Consider the following 16,647-nt stretch of genomic DNA (forward strand, 5'->3'; position numbering starts at 1 on the left):
AATGGACATACAACTCGAGAAGAAAAAAGGATTACGCCCCAAACATTACGGCTATATTGCCCTAGGGCTTTTATTGCTCTTTGCGGGATATCAATTGATCTTCGGAAATTCGGTCGCTACCTTTAGAACCGAAAAAGACAAACTTTCCATTGCCGAAGTAAGTCAGGGCAAATTTGATGATTACATCACTATCAACGGGAATGTGGCGCCGATTTCGACCATTTATATGGATGCGTATGAAGGTGGACGCGTTACCGAAAAATTGATAGAGGAAGGGGCAACGGTCAAAAAAGGGGATATCATCCTCAAATTGGAGAACATGAATCTTTACGAACAGATTTTGGCCAGCGAAAGCAACCTAGCCCTAAAACAGAACGACCTCCGATCTACCAAGTTGACCTTTGATCAACGTCAGGTAGAAGGACGACGGTCATTGGCGACCGCCAGCACGGATCTGCAACGGTTGAAACGGAATTTTGAACAAAACCAGGCTTTATATGACGAGGAGTTGATTTCAAAGGAAGCCTACTTATTATCAAAGGAGAACTATGAACTTTCCAAGAAACAATATGATATTATAAAATTACAGACCGAGAACGATGATCAACTGCGAAAGACTTCATTGACGGGATTGGATGCCGATTTGGCAAGAATGCAAAAAACCTTGGGTATGGTGTATCAACGTTTGGACCACTTGAACGTTCGTGCCCCTGCCGACGGACAATTAGGCTTTTTAGATGCGGAAATAGGACAGAATATCTCCCAAGGCCAGCGTATTGGCCAGATCAATGTGCTCACCGATTACAAAATAGAAGCGAGTATTGACGAACATTACATAGACAGGGTGATTCGGGACCTTACCGCTGTTCTGGAAAGAAACGGGAAGGAATACCCTTTACGGCTTCGAAAAGTGTACCCGGAAGTACGCAACGGTAAGTTTAAGGTAGACCTCGTATTTACCGATGAAAAACCTGAGACCATCCGGACCGGTCAAAGCTACAACATCAAATTACAGTTGGGAGAGTCATCCGATGCCCTTTTATTACCAAAGGGGAGTTTTTTCCAAAGTACCGGCGGGCAATGGATCTTTGTGGTAGATCCCAATGGGGGAGAGGCCCTGAAACGACCGATTCGTATTGGTAAGCAAAATTCCAGATATTATGAGGTGTTGGAAGGCTTGGACCCTGGGGAACAAGTAATCACCAGTAATTATGATAGTTTCGGAGAGGCCGAAAGAATAGTGCTGAAATAACAAAAAAAATGAATTAAAAATTCAAGGGAATACTGTCACACAAAGACTCATATATTCATCTTTAGAAGTAGCATAAACAATAAATCGATCAAAAAATGATACAAATTCAGAATTTAAAAAAGAGCTTTCGCACCGAGGAAGTGGAAACCTTGGCTTTGAACAATGTAAACATGAAAATAGAAGAGGGAGAATTTGCCGCGATCATGGGGCCTTCTGGTTGTGGTAAATCCACCCTCCTCAATATCATCGGTATGCTGGACAACCCCACGGAAGGTAGCTATCAATTTGCCGGCCACGAGGTAGGAGGCCTCAAGGAACGCCAGCGTACCGAACTTAGAAAAGGTAATTTGGGATTCGTATTTCAAAGTTTTAACCTGATCGACGAGCTTACCGTGTTCGAGAATGTGGAATTACCGCTGATTTACCTCAAAATGAAAAAAGCCGAGCGACGTGGGAAGGTAATGACGGTGTTGGAGCGTATGAAAATAGCCCATCGCGAAAAACACTTTCCACATCAACTCTCCGGGGGTCAGCAACAACGGGTGGCCATTGCGCGTGCGGTGGTAACCAATCCCAAGCTGATCTTGGCGGATGAGCCGACGGGAAACCTGGATTCAAAAAACGGAATCGAAGTTATGAATCTATTGACCGAGCTGAACCAGGAAGGTACCACCATTGTAATGGTGACACACTCCGATCGCGATTCCCACTATGCCCATAGGGTCATCAACCTATTTGATGGGCAAATTGTGACCGAAAGCCAGAACAGGGCCATGGGAGCCATGATGTAGGTTTAGGAGATTTATTCATCGATCAATAGCAATCATCATCAAAAAACGAACGTCATGCTCAAAAATCATTTCAAGATAGCTTGGAGGAACATAAAAAAAGACAAGCTATTTACCTTTATCAAAATAGGAGGTTTTGCCATAGGAATTGCTGCTTGCCTATTGATTACATTGTTCGTTTCCGACGAACTCGCCTACGACCGGCACTATCTTAAGAAGAATCGCATCTTTAGAGTGTATACAAAATCCGTGGTAGACGGGGAATTAGAGCAGGATGCGTGGCATCCCGCTCCTTTCGCACGTGCGCTTACGGCCGATTTTCCGGAAATCAAAAAGTCGGGAAGACTTTTGAACAGTGAACTTTTTGGGGCAGGAAGTAAAGAACTTCGGTTAGAAGGTGATGACCAGAGCAATTTCGAACAAGGATTTGTCTTTGTCGATCAAGAATTACTCGAGATTTTAGAGATACCCTTTTCCCAAGGGAATTCGGAAAATGCACTGTCAGAACCAAATACCATTGTCATTTCAGGAGATAAGGCAGCAAAATATTTTCCGGAAGGTAATGCGATTGGCAAAAGTGTCGTACTAGACAATGATCCTGCGAAATCGTACAGAATTACCGGTGTGATGCAAGAGACGGATACTAATTCCCACTTTGATTATGACTTTTTACTAACGACCGAAGGGAGGGATTTTTATCCTGGGGAAGACGACAACTGGGCAGCACAAAACTATTTCACCTACGTATTATTGGAGGATGGCGTTAATACGGCTGATCTCGAAAAAAAATTGGTCGCTATCGTAGAGGACTATCTAGCTCCCCTGGCCCGCGAGATGGGAAGTATAAGTGCCATTGAATATTTAAAAAACACGACCTTCGGGTTACAGCCTATTGCTGAAATTCATCTTAAATCTATTGATATCAATGATGGATTCAAACATGGCGATATTCGCTTTATTTGGCTATTTGCGGCGATAGCGGGCTTTATTCTGCTGTTGGCCTGTATTAACTTCATAAATCTATCCACCGCAAAATCGGCTAATAGGGCAAAAGAGGTAGGACTGCGAAAAACCGTGGGAGCCTTCAAGACCAATTTAGTTTTCCAATTTTTGACCGAGGCCATTCTGTTCAGCGCCCTTTCCTTTATTTTGGGAACTTTATTGGCGTGGCTGCTCTTACCAAATTTCAATAGTATGGCCGCAAAATCAATCACCATGCCCTGGGGGCAATGGTGGTTTATCCCGACCCTGACGATTTCTGCCTTACTGATAGGGGTATCTGCCGGACTATACCCGTCATTTTATCTGTCCTCGTTTCGACCCGTTACTGTTTTAAAGGGAAGCATAAGTGCTGGTAGCAAGAGTCGAAGACTCCGCAGTGGTCTGGTCGTTTTTCAATTTACCACCTCGATCATTTTAATTATAGGCACGCTTATCATTCATAAGCAAATGGATTATATCCTACGTAAAAAACTGGGGTATGATAAAGAACAAGTACTACTCATCAAGGGCGCCAATACTTTGGGTGATAAGATTCAAAACTTTAAGGAACAGCTGTTGACGGTCAACGAAGTGGTAAATGTTTCCATAAGTGATTATTTACCGGTAGAGGGAACCAAACGAAATATGAATCCGTTTTGGAAAGCAGGCATGGAACAACAGGAAAAAGCAGTAGGAGGACAGCTCTGGAGAATCGACCATGACTATCTCAATACATTGGGCATTCAATTGAAAAAAGGAAGAAATTTTTCCCGTGAACTGGCATCGGATTCTACCGACGCTGCCATCATCAATGAATCAATGGCAAGGGGCTTGGGCTTTGTGGATCCTATCGGTGAAAAAGTGTCCAACGGCCAGCATAAAACAATCATCGGTGTCGTTGAGGATTTTCATTTAAATAATTTAAAGGAAGAAATTGTTCCCTTAGTGCTTACTATTGGTAATAGCAGGGATATTGTAACGGTAAAACTGAACACCGAAAAAATGGATGACGCGTTGGAATCGATCACTTCGATTTGGCGGAAAAATGCTCCCAATCAACCAATTAGATATTCTTTTCTAGATCAAGACTTTGCCTTGATGCATGAGGATGTTAGGCGCATAGGCAAAATATTCAACAGCTTTGCGGTTTTTGCTATTTTGGTTGCTTGCCTAGGGCTGTTTGCCCTTTCCGCCTTTTTGGTAGAGCAGCGGAAAAAAGAAATTAGTATACGATTGGTACTCGGGGCCCCTTTCAAGAGCATTTATACCTTGCTCACCCTCAACTTTTTAAGGCTTGTATTCATTGCAATTCTAATTGCGGTACCGATAGGATGGTTCATGATGAGCCGGTGGCTCGAGGATTTTGCATATCCTATAAAGATAGGCTGGGAGATTTTTGTCATGGCAGGGGTCCTTTCACTTATTATTGCGCTGGTGACCATCAGTTATCAATCGGTGGGGGCGGCTCTGATACAACCATCAAAAAGTTTGCGCGCTGAATGAAATAGCATCTGAACCATCATCAAAAAACGAAAATCATGTTTAAGAATTATCTAAAAATCGCCTGGCGGAACCTCAAGAAAAATATGGGTTATTCTGCCATCAATATTGGTGGACTCGCCTTGGGGATGGCCGTTACATTAATCATTGGGCTCTGGGTGAATGACGAGCTTGCATACAACAACTATTTTAAGAAAAAGGACAAAATTGCCCAAGTGTACCAATCCCAGACCTTCAATGGTGAGACCGGTACCGGCCAGGCACTGCCACGGCCTTTGGAAAAGGCATTAAGGGAAGGTTACGGGGATAACTTCAAATATTTGGTAATGGCGTCGTGGACCAATGACCTCTACCTGAAATATGGGGACAAGAGTCTCTCCAGACCCGGGAACTATATGCAGCGGGAAGCCCCTGAATTATTGGAACTGGAAATCATCAAAGGGGAAAAAGACGGTCTACGGGAAATCAATTCCATCATGCTGTCGGAGTCTACGGCGGAAGCCCTTTTCGGAAAAGAAGACCCCATCGGTAAGGTCATTAAAGCCAGTAATCAATACGACCTAATGGTGACGGCCGTGTATCGGGATATTCCCTTCAACAACTCTTTTAACGATACGGAGTACCTTATTCCCTGGGACCAATACGTCGCCTACCGTGAGTGGGTGCAGGAAGCGGAAGACAACTGGGGAAATAACTCCTTTCAGATGTTTGTACAACTTGCCGACAATGCCAATATGGATCGGGTTTCGGCTACTATTAGGGATGTAAAGAAGAATTTGAACGAAGACACGGCTGAATTCAATCCCCAGATATTCCTCTTTCCCATGAAAGACTGGTACCTAAGGGGTAATTTTGAAAATGGAAAACAGGTGGGGGGACGGATCAAGTATGTTTGGCTTTTTGGAATTATCGGAGCCTTTGTACTTCTTCTGGCCTGTATCAACTTTATGAACCTGAGCACGGCCCGTTCCGAAAAGCGTTCCAAGGAGGTCGGCATCCGAAAGTCGATCGGATCTCAAAGACGGCAACTGATTTATCAATTCTTAAGTGAGTCTTTCCTGGTAGTCCTTTTTGCATATGTACTCGCCATCCTAATCGTTTTATTGTCTTTGAACGGCTTTAATGATTTGGCCAGAAAAGAGATTGCATTCCCTTGGTCGAATGGTACGTTCTGGGTCGTTTCCTTGGCTTTTGTACTTTTTACGGCACTATTGGCTGGCAGTTATCCAGCATTGTACCTTTCCTCTTTTCGCCCGGTCGATGTGCTGAAAGGCACCTTTAAGGCCGGAAAATATGCGGGGTTGCCCAGAAAGATATTGGTAGTGCTCCAATTTACCGTGTCCGTAGCATTTATAATCGGCACGGTCATCGTAATGCAACAAATCAATCATGCCAAAAACCGACCTGTAGGGTATGACAAGGAAGGTTTAATTCAAATTCCGACATTCAGCGAGGATTTTTTTGGAAAATACGACTTGATGCGAGATGAGTTTTTAGCATCAGGAGCGGCCATAGAAATGTCAACTTCCAGCAGCCCTACCACCAGGATATGGTCGAACAGGGGCGGGTTTACCTGGGAGGGAAAGCCCGAGGGCTTTCAAGAAGATCTAGCGTGGACCGAGATTTCTCCGGAATACGCCAAATCGCTGAATCTGAAAATTATTGAGGGAAGGGATTTTTCGCGTGAGTTTGCCTCCGATTCCCTAGGGGTCCTCATCAATGAAACCGCAAAGAAATACCTAGGGATGGCCAATCCCATAGGCAAATTTTTAAAGGATGATGACGAGGAAGACCCGAGCCCACCCCTCAAAATTATAGGGGTGGTACAGGACATGATCGCCCAGTCACCCTATGAACCGGTAAAACAAGGGGTATATGTATATGATCGATTCAATAACTCGAGTTTTTACAACCTACGATTGAACCCGAACCAAAGTGCAAGTCAGAATCTGGCAACTATCGAGCGGGTCTTTACCGAACATTTTCCCGACATCCCCTTTCAATATGACTTTGTAGACGATGAATATGGGGAAAAATTCGCCGCGGAAGAACGTATCGGTACTTTATCGGGCATTTTCACGGCCCTTGCCATTCTCATCAGCTGTCTGGGCCTTTTCGGGCTAACATCCTTTGTGGCCGAACAGCGCACGAAAGAGATAGGGGTGCGTAAGGTTTTGGGAGCTTCGGTTTTCAACGTCTGGAACATGCTTTCTAAAGATTTTTTAAAATTGGTGATTATCTCCTGTTTTATTGCCATACCGATTTCCTACTACGTGATGAACGGATGGTTACAGGATTATCCGTATCGAGTCATTCTCGAATGGTGGATATTTGTTTTGGCAGTAATCGGAGCACTTGCCATCACCATTTTGACCGTGAGTTTCCAGGCGATCAAAGCGGCCAATGCCAACCCGGTAAATAGTCTACGAACCGAATAACTAAGTAAGAAGTATCATCAAAAAACGAGAGCCATGTTTAAAAATCATCTAAAAATCGCTTGGAGAAGCCTAAAAAAACAACCTTTTTTTACCTTCCTAAACACCTTCGGATTGGCCATAGGTATGGCCGGGGCGCTTCTTATTGCCTTATACATCTACGACGAACTGAGTTTTGACAAGATGTTCGCCGATGCCGACCGTATCTATAGAATCGATTCCGATATCAAGTTTGGAGGGGCCGAAATGAAAGCCTCCGAGGCAGCCGCTCCCATGGCAGCTGCCATGCAACGGGATTTTTCCCAGGTAGAATCCACGGTACGATTCCGAGATCGAGGAAGTCTACTGCTCAGAAAAAGTGGTACCGAGGCGAATACCAAAGAGCTTAGGGTCACCTTTGCCGATTCTACGGTTTTTGACTTTTTTGGAATCGACTTACTCGTCGGTGATGCAAAGACGGCCTTGACACAGCCCAACACGCTGGTTCTTACCAAAACAGCGGCCGAAAAGCATTTTGGGATTCGTAATGCCCTAGGACAAAATATAATCTTAAACAACACCGACACCTATACCGTAACCGGGGTCATCGACGATTTACCAAAAAATTCATTTCTGAGAGACCATACGGTCTTTATGGCGATGGCAGGCTACCCGGATTCAAGATCCGACAACTGGGGTAGCAGTAATTACTTCACGTTCGTCAAACTGATCCCGTTAGCCAACATAGATGATTTTGACGAACTCTTACAGGGAATGTTGGAACGCTATATGCTTCCTTGGGCCCAGGAATTTTTTCCGGGGATGACCAAGGAGTCCTTTGAGGCTTCAGGGAATTATCTGCGATATCACACTATGGCACTCACGGATATTCATTTGAATTCAAACCGTCAATCGGAGATGAGCGCGAATAGCAGCATACAGAACGTCTATATTCTTTGCTTTATTGGTTTGTTCCTTATCGTACTGGCGAGTGTCAATTTCATGAACCTTTCTACTGCGTACTCGCTAAAAAGGGCCAAAGAGGTGGGAGTCCGTAAAACCTTGGGTTCCAATAAAAGGGAGTTGATTCGACAGTTCTTGACCGAGTCGGGCCTAATTTCCTTTATTTCCCTTCTTTTTGCGCTACTCGTGACCATGGCTGTGCTTCCTTTTTTCAATGAGCTGGCCGGGAAGTCCATTTCCATGCCCTACACCAGCCCGATTTTCTGGGTTATTATGGTCGTGACCACGTTCGGACTAGGGCTCTTCTCCGGCAGTTACCCCGCCTTTTTCATGTCTCGGTTCATGCCTGTAAAGACCCTAAAGGGTGGCGGACAGTCCGAAGTTGGTGGAGGAAGGATTCGAAACGGACTGGTCGTCTTCCAATTTGCCATATCCGTTTTTTTAATCGTGAGCACAATGGTGGTTTTTCAGCAATTGAAATATATTCAAAACAAAGATCTCGGCTTCGCCAAAGATCAAGTCCTTCTGATCAACGATACTTTTGCCGCAGGAAATCAAGTAAAGGCCTTTAAGGAGGAAGTCCTAAAATTGGCCCAAGTAGAAAGCGCTACCATCAGTAGCTTTTTACCGACACCCTCCGCAAGATCGAATAGCTCTTACTTTAAGGAGGGGGCCATGACCCAGGAAAATGCCATTCAGATACAAACATGGGATGTTGATCACGACTATCTAGGGACATTGAACATGGATTTGGTTGCCGGTCGAAACTTCAATAGGGAATATACGGGCGATTCCACTGCGGTCATCATTAATGAGGCGACCCTACCGGTTTTGGGAGTAGACGCCCAAGAGGCCATTGGGATGAAGATATCGCAGGATATCGAGCTTGATAGACCCCAATTCTATGAAGTTATCGGAGTCGTGAAAAACTTTCACTTTGAATCGTTGAGGGAAGATATTGGAGCTTTAGGTCTTTTTCTTCGTTCCTCGACCGGCAATATGGCCATTAAGTTAAAAGCAGGGGATTTTTCCAATTCCATCGCTACCATACAGGCTTTATGGGGCAAACTGGCACCCGGGCAACCGTTTGACTATCAGTTTATGGATGAATCGTTCAATACCACCTACCGGTCAGAACAACGCTTAGGCGAAATTTTTATAGTCTTTACCGTGCTGTCCATTTTAATCGCTTGTTTGGGTCTTTTCGGACTTGCAGCCTTCAATGCCCAAAAAAGGACCAAGGAAATAGGAATTCGAAAAGTGTTGGGTGCCAGTACCGAACAGATTACCTATCGCCTCACCACCGATTTTTTGAAGTTGGTTGGTATCGCAGTGCTTATCGCACTTCCATTAGGTTGGTATGCTATGAACAAATGGTTGGAAGACTTTTCCTATCGAATTGAAATTGCTTGGTGGGTATTTGTCCTGGCAGCCTTGTTGGCGGTACTGATTTCTATAGTCACGGTAAGCTATCAAAGCATCAAGGCCGCTATCGTGAATCCAGTGAAGAGTCTGCGCACTGAATGAAATAAGAACTGATACCGACTATCATCAAAAAACGAAAACCATGTTTAAAAACTATCTAAAAATCGCGTGGCGCAACCTGTCGAAAAACAGAACCTTTAGTCTGCTCAACATCCTGGGTTTGGCGGTAAGCATGTCCGTTTGTCTATTAATTATATTGATTATTGCCGATCAGTACAGCTTCGACCAGTATCATGCGAACAAAGACCGGATTTATAGGGTACATACCACCCGCTATGACTCAAATGGTATGGAAACTGCGAGCTCGGCCCTACCACTGGCCCGAAAATTACGGGAAGAATACCCCATTGTCGAGACCGCGGTAGGACTCAATAAGCAGATAGGAGGGGATTTGATCTACCAAGATCGTTATGCCACGGGAGGGGGATACTTCACGGAAAGCGCTATTTTCGATATTCTCGATTTCACCTTTGTGGAGGGTAATTCCAATACGGCATTGGACCAGCCATATTCCCTTGTTATTACGACAGAAACAAAGCAACTATTGTTTCCGGACGAGCCTGCATTGGGTAAAGTGGTAACGTTCCATGACAAGGGCATATTGGCGATTGGGGTAGAGGAAGGTAATTTTGAGACCGACTACGGTAATTTTACGATTACCGGGGTACTCGCACCCAATCCCGGGAAGACACATTTGCCCTTTACATTTTTGGCTTCCCAGCGTACGATGTTGTCCCTAAGAAACGCAGGGCTCTTTTCCTTTCAAGATAATGACTGGGCCAATGTATGGACCAACTACACCTATATATTGCTTAAAGAGGGCCAACAAAAAGTAGCGCTGCAAAAAGCGCTCGACCAAATTTCAGGGGAACAATATGAAGGCAAAACAACCGATAAATTCGCTTTCAAGGCAATATCGCTCAAGGAAATTACACCAAGTGGTTTTATTGGAAATACCACCCATGTATCGATGCCAAAAATGGTTTTGTTGATTCTTACCATCCTATGTTTGGTCGTTATGTTATCGGCTTGCTTGAATTATACCAACCTTTCCGTTGCACAGGCTTTGAATAGATTCAAGGAAGTAGGGGTTAGAAAGGTGGCCGGTGCCGGTAGGGGCCAGATATTTACCCAATTTATTGTAGAGGCGGTGTTTATTTCCCTGATAGCGCTGATTTTCTCGTATGCCATATTGTGGGCGCTTCAGAATGCCTTCTCAGGACTTTGGCTCAATAGTTTTTTGGATATTTCCTTTCGACAAAACCTACCGCTTATCGGGATTTTTATTGTTTTTAGTATTGTGGTCGGACTCATTGCGGGCACGCTGCCGGCAATTTATATCTCGGCTATAAAACCGATAAGCCTATTCCATAGATTCAGGGGAGTACGTTTATTCAAAGGTGTCGGGGCACATAAGGTGCTCATGGTCGTCCAATTCGTCGTGGCATTGGTATTTACGATTTCAGTACTATTACTTCATGCCCAAGCCAGGCATTTGCTCAATTTCGACTACGGTTTTGACACCCAGAACATTGTTACGGTGAAGCTATACAAGTCCGATAACTATGATAGATTTGCACAAACTAGCAGCAACATTGCCGCTGTAAAAGAGGTGGGCGCAACCTCCATACTACCTGCAGGAGGTATTAGCATGGGTGCTATTGCGATGGTTCAAGACAATCCGAACGATAGTATACAGATAAACTACATCGATATCGATCATAAGGCGGTAACCGTTTTTGAATTGGAAATTCTGGAGGGAGAAAATTTGCCCAAAGGCAATAACAAAAATTATGTCCTGCTCAATGAACTTGCCGTTGAAAACTTCCAATTTATATCCAACGAAGACGCTATTGGCAAAAAAATCCTTTTGGAAAACCAAACGGTAGAGGTGCACGGAGTGGTCAGGGACTTTAATTTTCTGACACCGGATAGGCCCATTGAAAGTCTCATATTGCGAAATAGAGCCGACCAATTTGCTTTTGCTGCCATAAAGATTGATGCCCGCAATCAATCAAAAACAATTACCGCACTTGAAGAAAGTTGGCAACAGGTCAATCCGAACACCAAATTCGTATACAAGTTTTTGGATGACGAATTGTTGTTCATACATACGCTACTGACCGATGTGCTCTATGTAATTGGATTGCTGTCGTTCTTGGCCGTTTTTATCTCATGCTTGGGGCTTCTTGGTATGGCGGCATACAACGCAAAAACAAAGGTGAAGGAAATAGGAGTTCGAAAGGTGTTGGGCTCCGGGGTTCCCCAAATCATCTATCTGCTATCAAAAGGCTTTATTAGGTTATTGTTCATTGCGGTTGTAATTGCCATCCCGTTGGCCTATAATCTCAATAAAACCTGGCTAGAATCCTTCGCTTCCCATGTTAGTGTACACCCTGGATATATCGCTTCGGGAATCCTTTTGGTGTTGGTAGTGAGTTTCTTGATGATCTTCACCCAATCCTATCGGGCGGCTATGACAAATCCTGCCAAAACTTTACGAACCGAATAAAAACGCAAACCATGATTTCGCTAAAAGCCTATCTAAGACATCTTATCAAAAACAAGTTGTACACCTTGGTGACGGTGGTGGGCTTCGCTATATCGCTCACTTTTGTCTTGCTACTGAGCGTCTATATTAAAAATGAACTCTCGGTCGATGATTTTCACAAAAACAAAGACCGCATCTATCGCATAGAAAGTGCCGATACCGACTTTTCCGGACCTATAGCCGTGAACCTTAGGGATACCTACGCTGAAATCCAGGATTTTGTACGAACCTACGAATATCAGGGGATTATAACCCCTAAGGCAAATCAAAATTTTAATATGGGCTACTTGGCGGTAGACAACTCTTTCTTTGAGGTCTTCTCGTATCCATTGATCAAGGGAGACCCCTCTAAAGTTTTGGCGACCAAAGACCAGATCGTATTATCAAAATCGCTTGCATTACGATTGTTCGGAACGGAAGATCCGGTAGGTAAGGAAGTCACTATCGATACCCGTTTGAAGTTTACCGTCTCGGGCGTCATGGAGGATTTTCCCGAGAATACGCATTTAAAGCAACAGGATGCCATTATCAATATTCAAAATATGGTCGATATTTTTGAGTACGAAGGCTTTCTGACCGATATCGGTTTTTGTTCGATGAGCATTTACTTCCTAGAGAAGCCGAATGCGGACCTTAGGGCGAAGACTTCCGAAGTCTTAAAATCCTTTAAAAAGGATTTCTGGTTGTACCAGGAAGGCTATGCGAATACCCTGTACTTCACCCCCCTGAAAGAAATCTATTTCAGTGACAAAGTAGGCCCCGGTACTAAAAGCAATAGCAGAACCTTGGTAGTGGTCTTGTCGGTAATCGTTTTACTTATCCTTTTTCTTGCCATAGGCAACTACGTAAATCTTACCATAGCGCAGTCGACTTTCCGGGGTAGGGAAGTGGCCATCAAGAAGCTGCTGGGCGGTTCCAAGAAACAGCTGTTCCTTCAGTTCATTAAAGAATCCATTATCCTATGTCTCATTGCCGTTTCCCTTTCGCTTCTGTTTGCAAAACTGGTCGAGCCTGTTTTTAATTCCTTACTGGAAACCAAATTGCATCTCAATGCACAGCTTACTCTCGGGAACCTTGTTTTATTTAGTGGTGTTTTTATAGGTATTGGTTTCCTTTCCGGACTGGTACCGGCATTGCGCATTACCAGTTTTAAACCGATCGAAGTCGTAAAAGGCACTTTTCGTAAAAAAGTGAAAGGTGTCTATGGAAAGGCTTTTATCACCTTTCAGTATACGGTAACAATCGCCTTATTGGCATGCAGCTGGATCATTGTAAAACAGACATATTTTCTGACCGAAAAGGATTTAGGATTCAAAAAAGAGAATATTGTTTGGGCGCCCTATCTGGCAGGGACACAGAAAAAAACAGCCGTGAAGGCCGAGTTGATGAAGATTCCCGGGGTCGAGCAAGTATCCCTGGTTTGGGGAAGCCCCTTAGATGGTGGAAGCAACCAATCTTTTGTTTATAAGGAAAAACCCCAGAGCTTTCAGGAAATACGGGTCGATTCGGCTTTCTTTTCAATGTTCGACATCAAAATAAGTCCAACCGATGTGGCCTATTCCAAGGAAGGCGTCTACTTTAATCAAACTGCCTTAAATTCACTTGGTTTTGAATCTGCTCCTGCTTCTTTCAAAATGTATGAGCGAGACGAGCCGATTATCGGTGTTGTCAACGATTTCAATTTCAAGGAACTACGTCAAAACATCGGACCATTGGTCATTCGTCAACAAAATGACAGTGCTTATGCGAGTAAAATGTTCCTAAAAATTAAAGGGAACAATCAGTTGGCCACCTTGAACCAGGTGAAGACCACTTACACTCGACTTATCGACAACCTGCCTTTTGATATACGATTTGTAGATGATACGATTGACCAATGGTACGTAAAAGAGGTCAAAACCGGAAAAATCATCGGCTATTTTACCCTTTTGTCATTCATCATTTCGTTTATCGGCATTTTGGCCATGTCGACCTTTTATATTCAGCAACGCTACAAGGAAATCGGAATTCGTAAGGTAAACGGTGCCTCGATTACCCAGATTCTAGCACTCTTAAGTAAAGATTTTATCAAGTGGGTGGCCTTGGCATTTACCATTGCCGTGCCCATTTCATGGTATGCTATGGGAAAATGGCTGGAAGGTTTTGCGTATCGGACAACCATCAGTTGGTGGATATTCGTCTTGGCAGGGCTGACGGCTTTGACCATCGCTTTGTTGACCGTTAGCTGGCAAAGTTTTCGTGCCGCGGTCGCCAATCCTGTAAACGCCCTAAGGGAAGAGTAATTATTCATCATTCAAAAAAACAGCATCATGTTCAAAACTTATTTAAAAGCTGCTTGGCGAAATATGTTGGAAAAAAAAGGCGAGTCCATACTGAATATAGGAGGACTTGCCATAGGAATGGCCGCCGCCCTACTTATTGGGATGTGGGTCGTTAGCGAATTGTCGTTTAACAAGGAATTCGAAAACTACGACCGTATTGCCCAGGTTATGCAAAGCCAGACCTTTGGAGGGGAAATCAGTACAAACACGTTTCAACCGATGCAGCTGGCTCCGGTACTAAGAGACACCTATGGTGATTATTTTAAACAGGTGGTTACCGGTTCGTTCACGAATGCAATGCTTTTGACCGTGGGAAAGAAAAAGGTATCCCGTACCGGCAATTTCATGGAGCCCGGCATTACCGAAATGCTTTCGCTAAAAATGATGCAGGGCAGGCGCGATGCCCTAAATGATCCCGGTTCAATTTTGCTATCGGAAACCACGGCAAATACGTTATTCGGAAATGCGGACCCCATGGGAAAGGTCGTGAAGATCGGCACAACCATGGAAACCCAGGTAGCGGGAATCTATGAGGATATTCCGGAGAATTCGGAATTCGGCAATCTCACCTTTATTGCACCTTGGGAATTATTGAAGATCACTGCCAATTTTGAGGAAAGGGTAGGATGGGGCAATAATTGGTTCCAAACCTATGTGCAGTTAGAGGACGGAGCCGATTTTAGCACTGTCTCGAACTTGATAAAAGACGTAAAATACAACAACATTAAAAATGGGGACGACCCTTCCAGTATCAGGACGAAGCCCGTGATACACCTTCATCCTATGGAGAAATGGCACTTGTATTCGAAGTTTGAAAACGGCGTCAATACCGGGGGGCTTATAGAACGTGTTTGGCTATTCGGTATTATCGGCGTATTTATTCTTTTGTTGGCCTGTATCAACTTCATGAACCTGAGTACGGCCAAATCGGTCAAACGTGCTAAAGAGGTAGGTATTCGTAAGACAATCGGGTCGGTCAAAGGACAATTGATTACCCAATTTTTGAGTGAAGCCTTACTACTGGTCACCATGGCATTTGCGATATCGTTTGTCCTAGTTCTGTTAGCCCGACCATTCTTCAACGAACTTACCGGAAAAGCACTTGTTATTCCATGGAGTACCCCCCTCTTTTGGGTAGTGTGTGTTTGTTTCGTTCTGACGACCGCAATCATCTCAGGAAGCTACCCAGCCTTTTACTTGTCTTCCTTCGAGCCTGCCAAGGTATTAAAGGGTACGTTTAATAGGGGACAGGGGGCCTCGCGTTTGAGAAAGGGGCTTGTAGTTTTTCAGTTTTCCATCTCGATCGTGTTGATTATCGGTACCATTACGATATTCAGTCAAATCGAATATGTAAAGGAAAGGCCTGTGGGATATGACCGGGAGCAATTATTATACGTCCCCATCACTACTTCTGGGCTTATAACCCATTTTGATACCTTGCGTGACGAACTTTTAGAATCAAGTGATATCGCCGAAGTGGCTGCATCGGATGTCTTGGTGACCGGTACCTTTACCACCAATGGTGGGTTCGACTGGAAGGGAAAAGACCCCAATATGAGTGAGCAATTCAATACGCTACGGGCGACCCATGGATATGGGGAAATGATTGACTGGGAAATTAAGGAGGGGCGGAATTTCTCCAAGGAGTTCAAAAGCGATTCCCTTGCCTTTATCGTCAATGAAACGGCCGTAAAATATATGGGGCTCGAAAATCCCGTCGGCGAATACGTACAATGGGGCGATATAGGTAATTTCAAAATTATCGGGGTTATAAAGGATATGGTCACCCAATCACCTTACGATGAAGTGCGCCCCATGCTTTTCACACTTCATTACGGCGATTTTCTGAATTTCATAAACATCAAAATTGGGAACGACAGTAACACCAAGGATGCGCTGGCCCATATTGAATCCGTATTACAAAAGTATGATCCGGAAAGTCTCTTCACCTATACGTTTTTTGACGAGGAGTATGCCCGGAATTTTATTAACGAGGAGCGAATGGCAAAACTGGCCAGTTTCTTTTCCTTATTGGCCATTTTAATCAGCTGTTTGGGAATTTTTGGTCTTTCGGCCTTTGTCGCGGAGCAGCGTTCCAAGGAAATTGGAATACGAAAGGTGCTGGGTGCCTCGGTCTTGGGACTATGGAAAATGTTATCTAAGGATTTTATCCTTTTAGTAGCCCTATCAAGCTGTATTGCCGTTCCCCTTGGGTATCACTATATGAACGAGTGGGTTCAGGAATATTCCTATCGAATAGCGATTAGCTGGTGGATATTCGCCATCGCGATACTGGGTGCATTGGTGATTACCCTATTGACGGTAAGTTTTCAGGCTTTCAAGGCAGCGGTAATAAACCCCATTAAAAGTTTAAGAACTGAATAATTAACCG

8 protein-coding genes are annotated in these 16,647 nt (G+C 44.2%); all 8 read left to right on the forward strand.

Annotation, left to right across the window (positions count from 1 at the left end; genetic code table 11):
* Nucleotide 1: 1 nt before the first annotated feature.
* The 8 genes from FK220_RS11230 (at nucleotide 2) to FK220_RS11265 (ending at nucleotide 16,640) form a co-directional block, all read left to right on the forward strand.
* Nucleotides 2–1,252 carry an efflux RND transporter periplasmic adaptor subunit gene (locus tag FK220_RS11230; protein WP_152574423.1) on the forward strand — a complete coding sequence of 417 codons (1,251 nt, stop codon included), beginning with the start codon at nucleotides 2–4 and terminating at the stop codon, nucleotides 1,250–1,252.
* 95 nt (nucleotides 1,253–1,347) lie between these two features.
* Nucleotides 1,348–2,043: an ABC transporter ATP-binding protein gene (locus FK220_RS11235; RefSeq protein WP_152574424.1), complete on the forward strand. Its 696-nt coding sequence runs from the start codon at nucleotides 1,348–1,350 to the stop codon at nucleotides 2,041–2,043.
* 54 nt (nucleotides 2,044–2,097) lie between these two features.
* Nucleotides 2,098–4,524 (forward strand): ABC transporter permease, encoded by a 2,427-nt coding sequence (locus tag FK220_RS11240; protein WP_152574425.1) that lies wholly within the window; start codon nucleotides 2,098–2,100, stop codon nucleotides 4,522–4,524.
* 35 nt (nucleotides 4,525–4,559) lie between these two features.
* On the forward strand, nucleotides 4,560–6,959 hold the full coding sequence (locus FK220_RS11245) for an ABC transporter permease (RefSeq protein WP_152574426.1): 2,400 nt from the start codon (nucleotides 4,560–4,562) through the stop codon (nucleotides 6,957–6,959).
* Nucleotides 6,960–6,992: 33 nt separating this feature from the next.
* Nucleotides 6,993–9,425, forward strand: a complete 2,433-nt coding sequence (locus tag FK220_RS11250; protein ID WP_152574427.1) for an ABC transporter permease — start codon at nucleotides 6,993–6,995, stop codon at nucleotides 9,423–9,425.
* Nucleotides 9,426–9,465: 40 nt separating this feature from the next.
* Entirely contained in the window at nucleotides 9,466–11,895 is a 2,430-nt protein-coding gene (locus FK220_RS11255) for an ABC transporter permease (RefSeq protein ID WP_152574428.1), read from the forward strand.
* A gap of 11 nt (nucleotides 11,896–11,906) precedes the next feature.
* Nucleotides 11,907–14,216, forward strand: coding sequence for an ABC transporter permease (locus tag FK220_RS11260; RefSeq protein ID WP_152574429.1), 2,310 nt, complete (start codon nucleotides 11,907–11,909; stop codon nucleotides 14,214–14,216).
* 27 nt (nucleotides 14,217–14,243) lie between these two features.
* A complete protein-coding gene (locus FK220_RS11265) occupies nucleotides 14,244–16,640 on the forward strand; it encodes an ABC transporter permease (RefSeq protein WP_152574430.1) in 2,397 nt (798 codons plus the stop codon).
* The last annotated feature ends 7 nt before the right edge of the window (nucleotides 16,641–16,647 follow it).

The organism is Pelagihabitans pacificus, from assembly GCF_009371985.2.
Taxonomy (GTDB): domain Bacteria; phylum Bacteroidota; class Bacteroidia; order Flavobacteriales; family Flavobacteriaceae; genus Pelagihabitans; species Pelagihabitans pacificus.

What these genes read in the sequence shown, in the direction of transcription:
- FK220_RS11240 (WP_152574425.1), top strand. Translation starts at nt 2,098, where the DNA reads ATGCTCAAAAATCATTTCAAGATAGCTTGGAGGAACATAAAAAAAGAC.
- FK220_RS11255 (WP_152574428.1), top strand. Translation starts at nt 9,466, where the DNA reads ATGTTTAAAAACTATCTAAAAATCGCGTGGCGCAACCTGTCGAAAAAC.
- FK220_RS11245 (WP_152574426.1), top strand. Translation starts at nt 4,560, where the DNA reads ATGTTTAAGAATTATCTAAAAATCGCCTGGCGGAACCTCAAGAAAAAT.
- FK220_RS11250 (WP_152574427.1), top strand. Translation starts at nt 6,993, where the DNA reads ATGTTTAAAAATCATCTAAAAATCGCTTGGAGAAGCCTAAAAAAACAA.
- FK220_RS11235 (WP_152574424.1), top strand. Translation starts at nt 1,348, where the DNA reads ATGATACAAATTCAGAATTTAAAAAAGAGCTTTCGCACCGAGGAAGTG.
- FK220_RS11265 (WP_152574430.1), top strand. Translation starts at nt 14,244, where the DNA reads ATGTTCAAAACTTATTTAAAAGCTGCTTGGCGAAATATGTTGGAAAAA.
- FK220_RS11260 (WP_152574429.1), top strand. Translation starts at nt 11,907, where the DNA reads ATGATTTCGCTAAAAGCCTATCTAAGACATCTTATCAAAAACAAGTTG.
- FK220_RS11230 (WP_152574423.1), top strand. Translation starts at nt 2, where the DNA reads ATGGACATACAACTCGAGAAGAAAAAAGGATTACGCCCCAAACATTAC.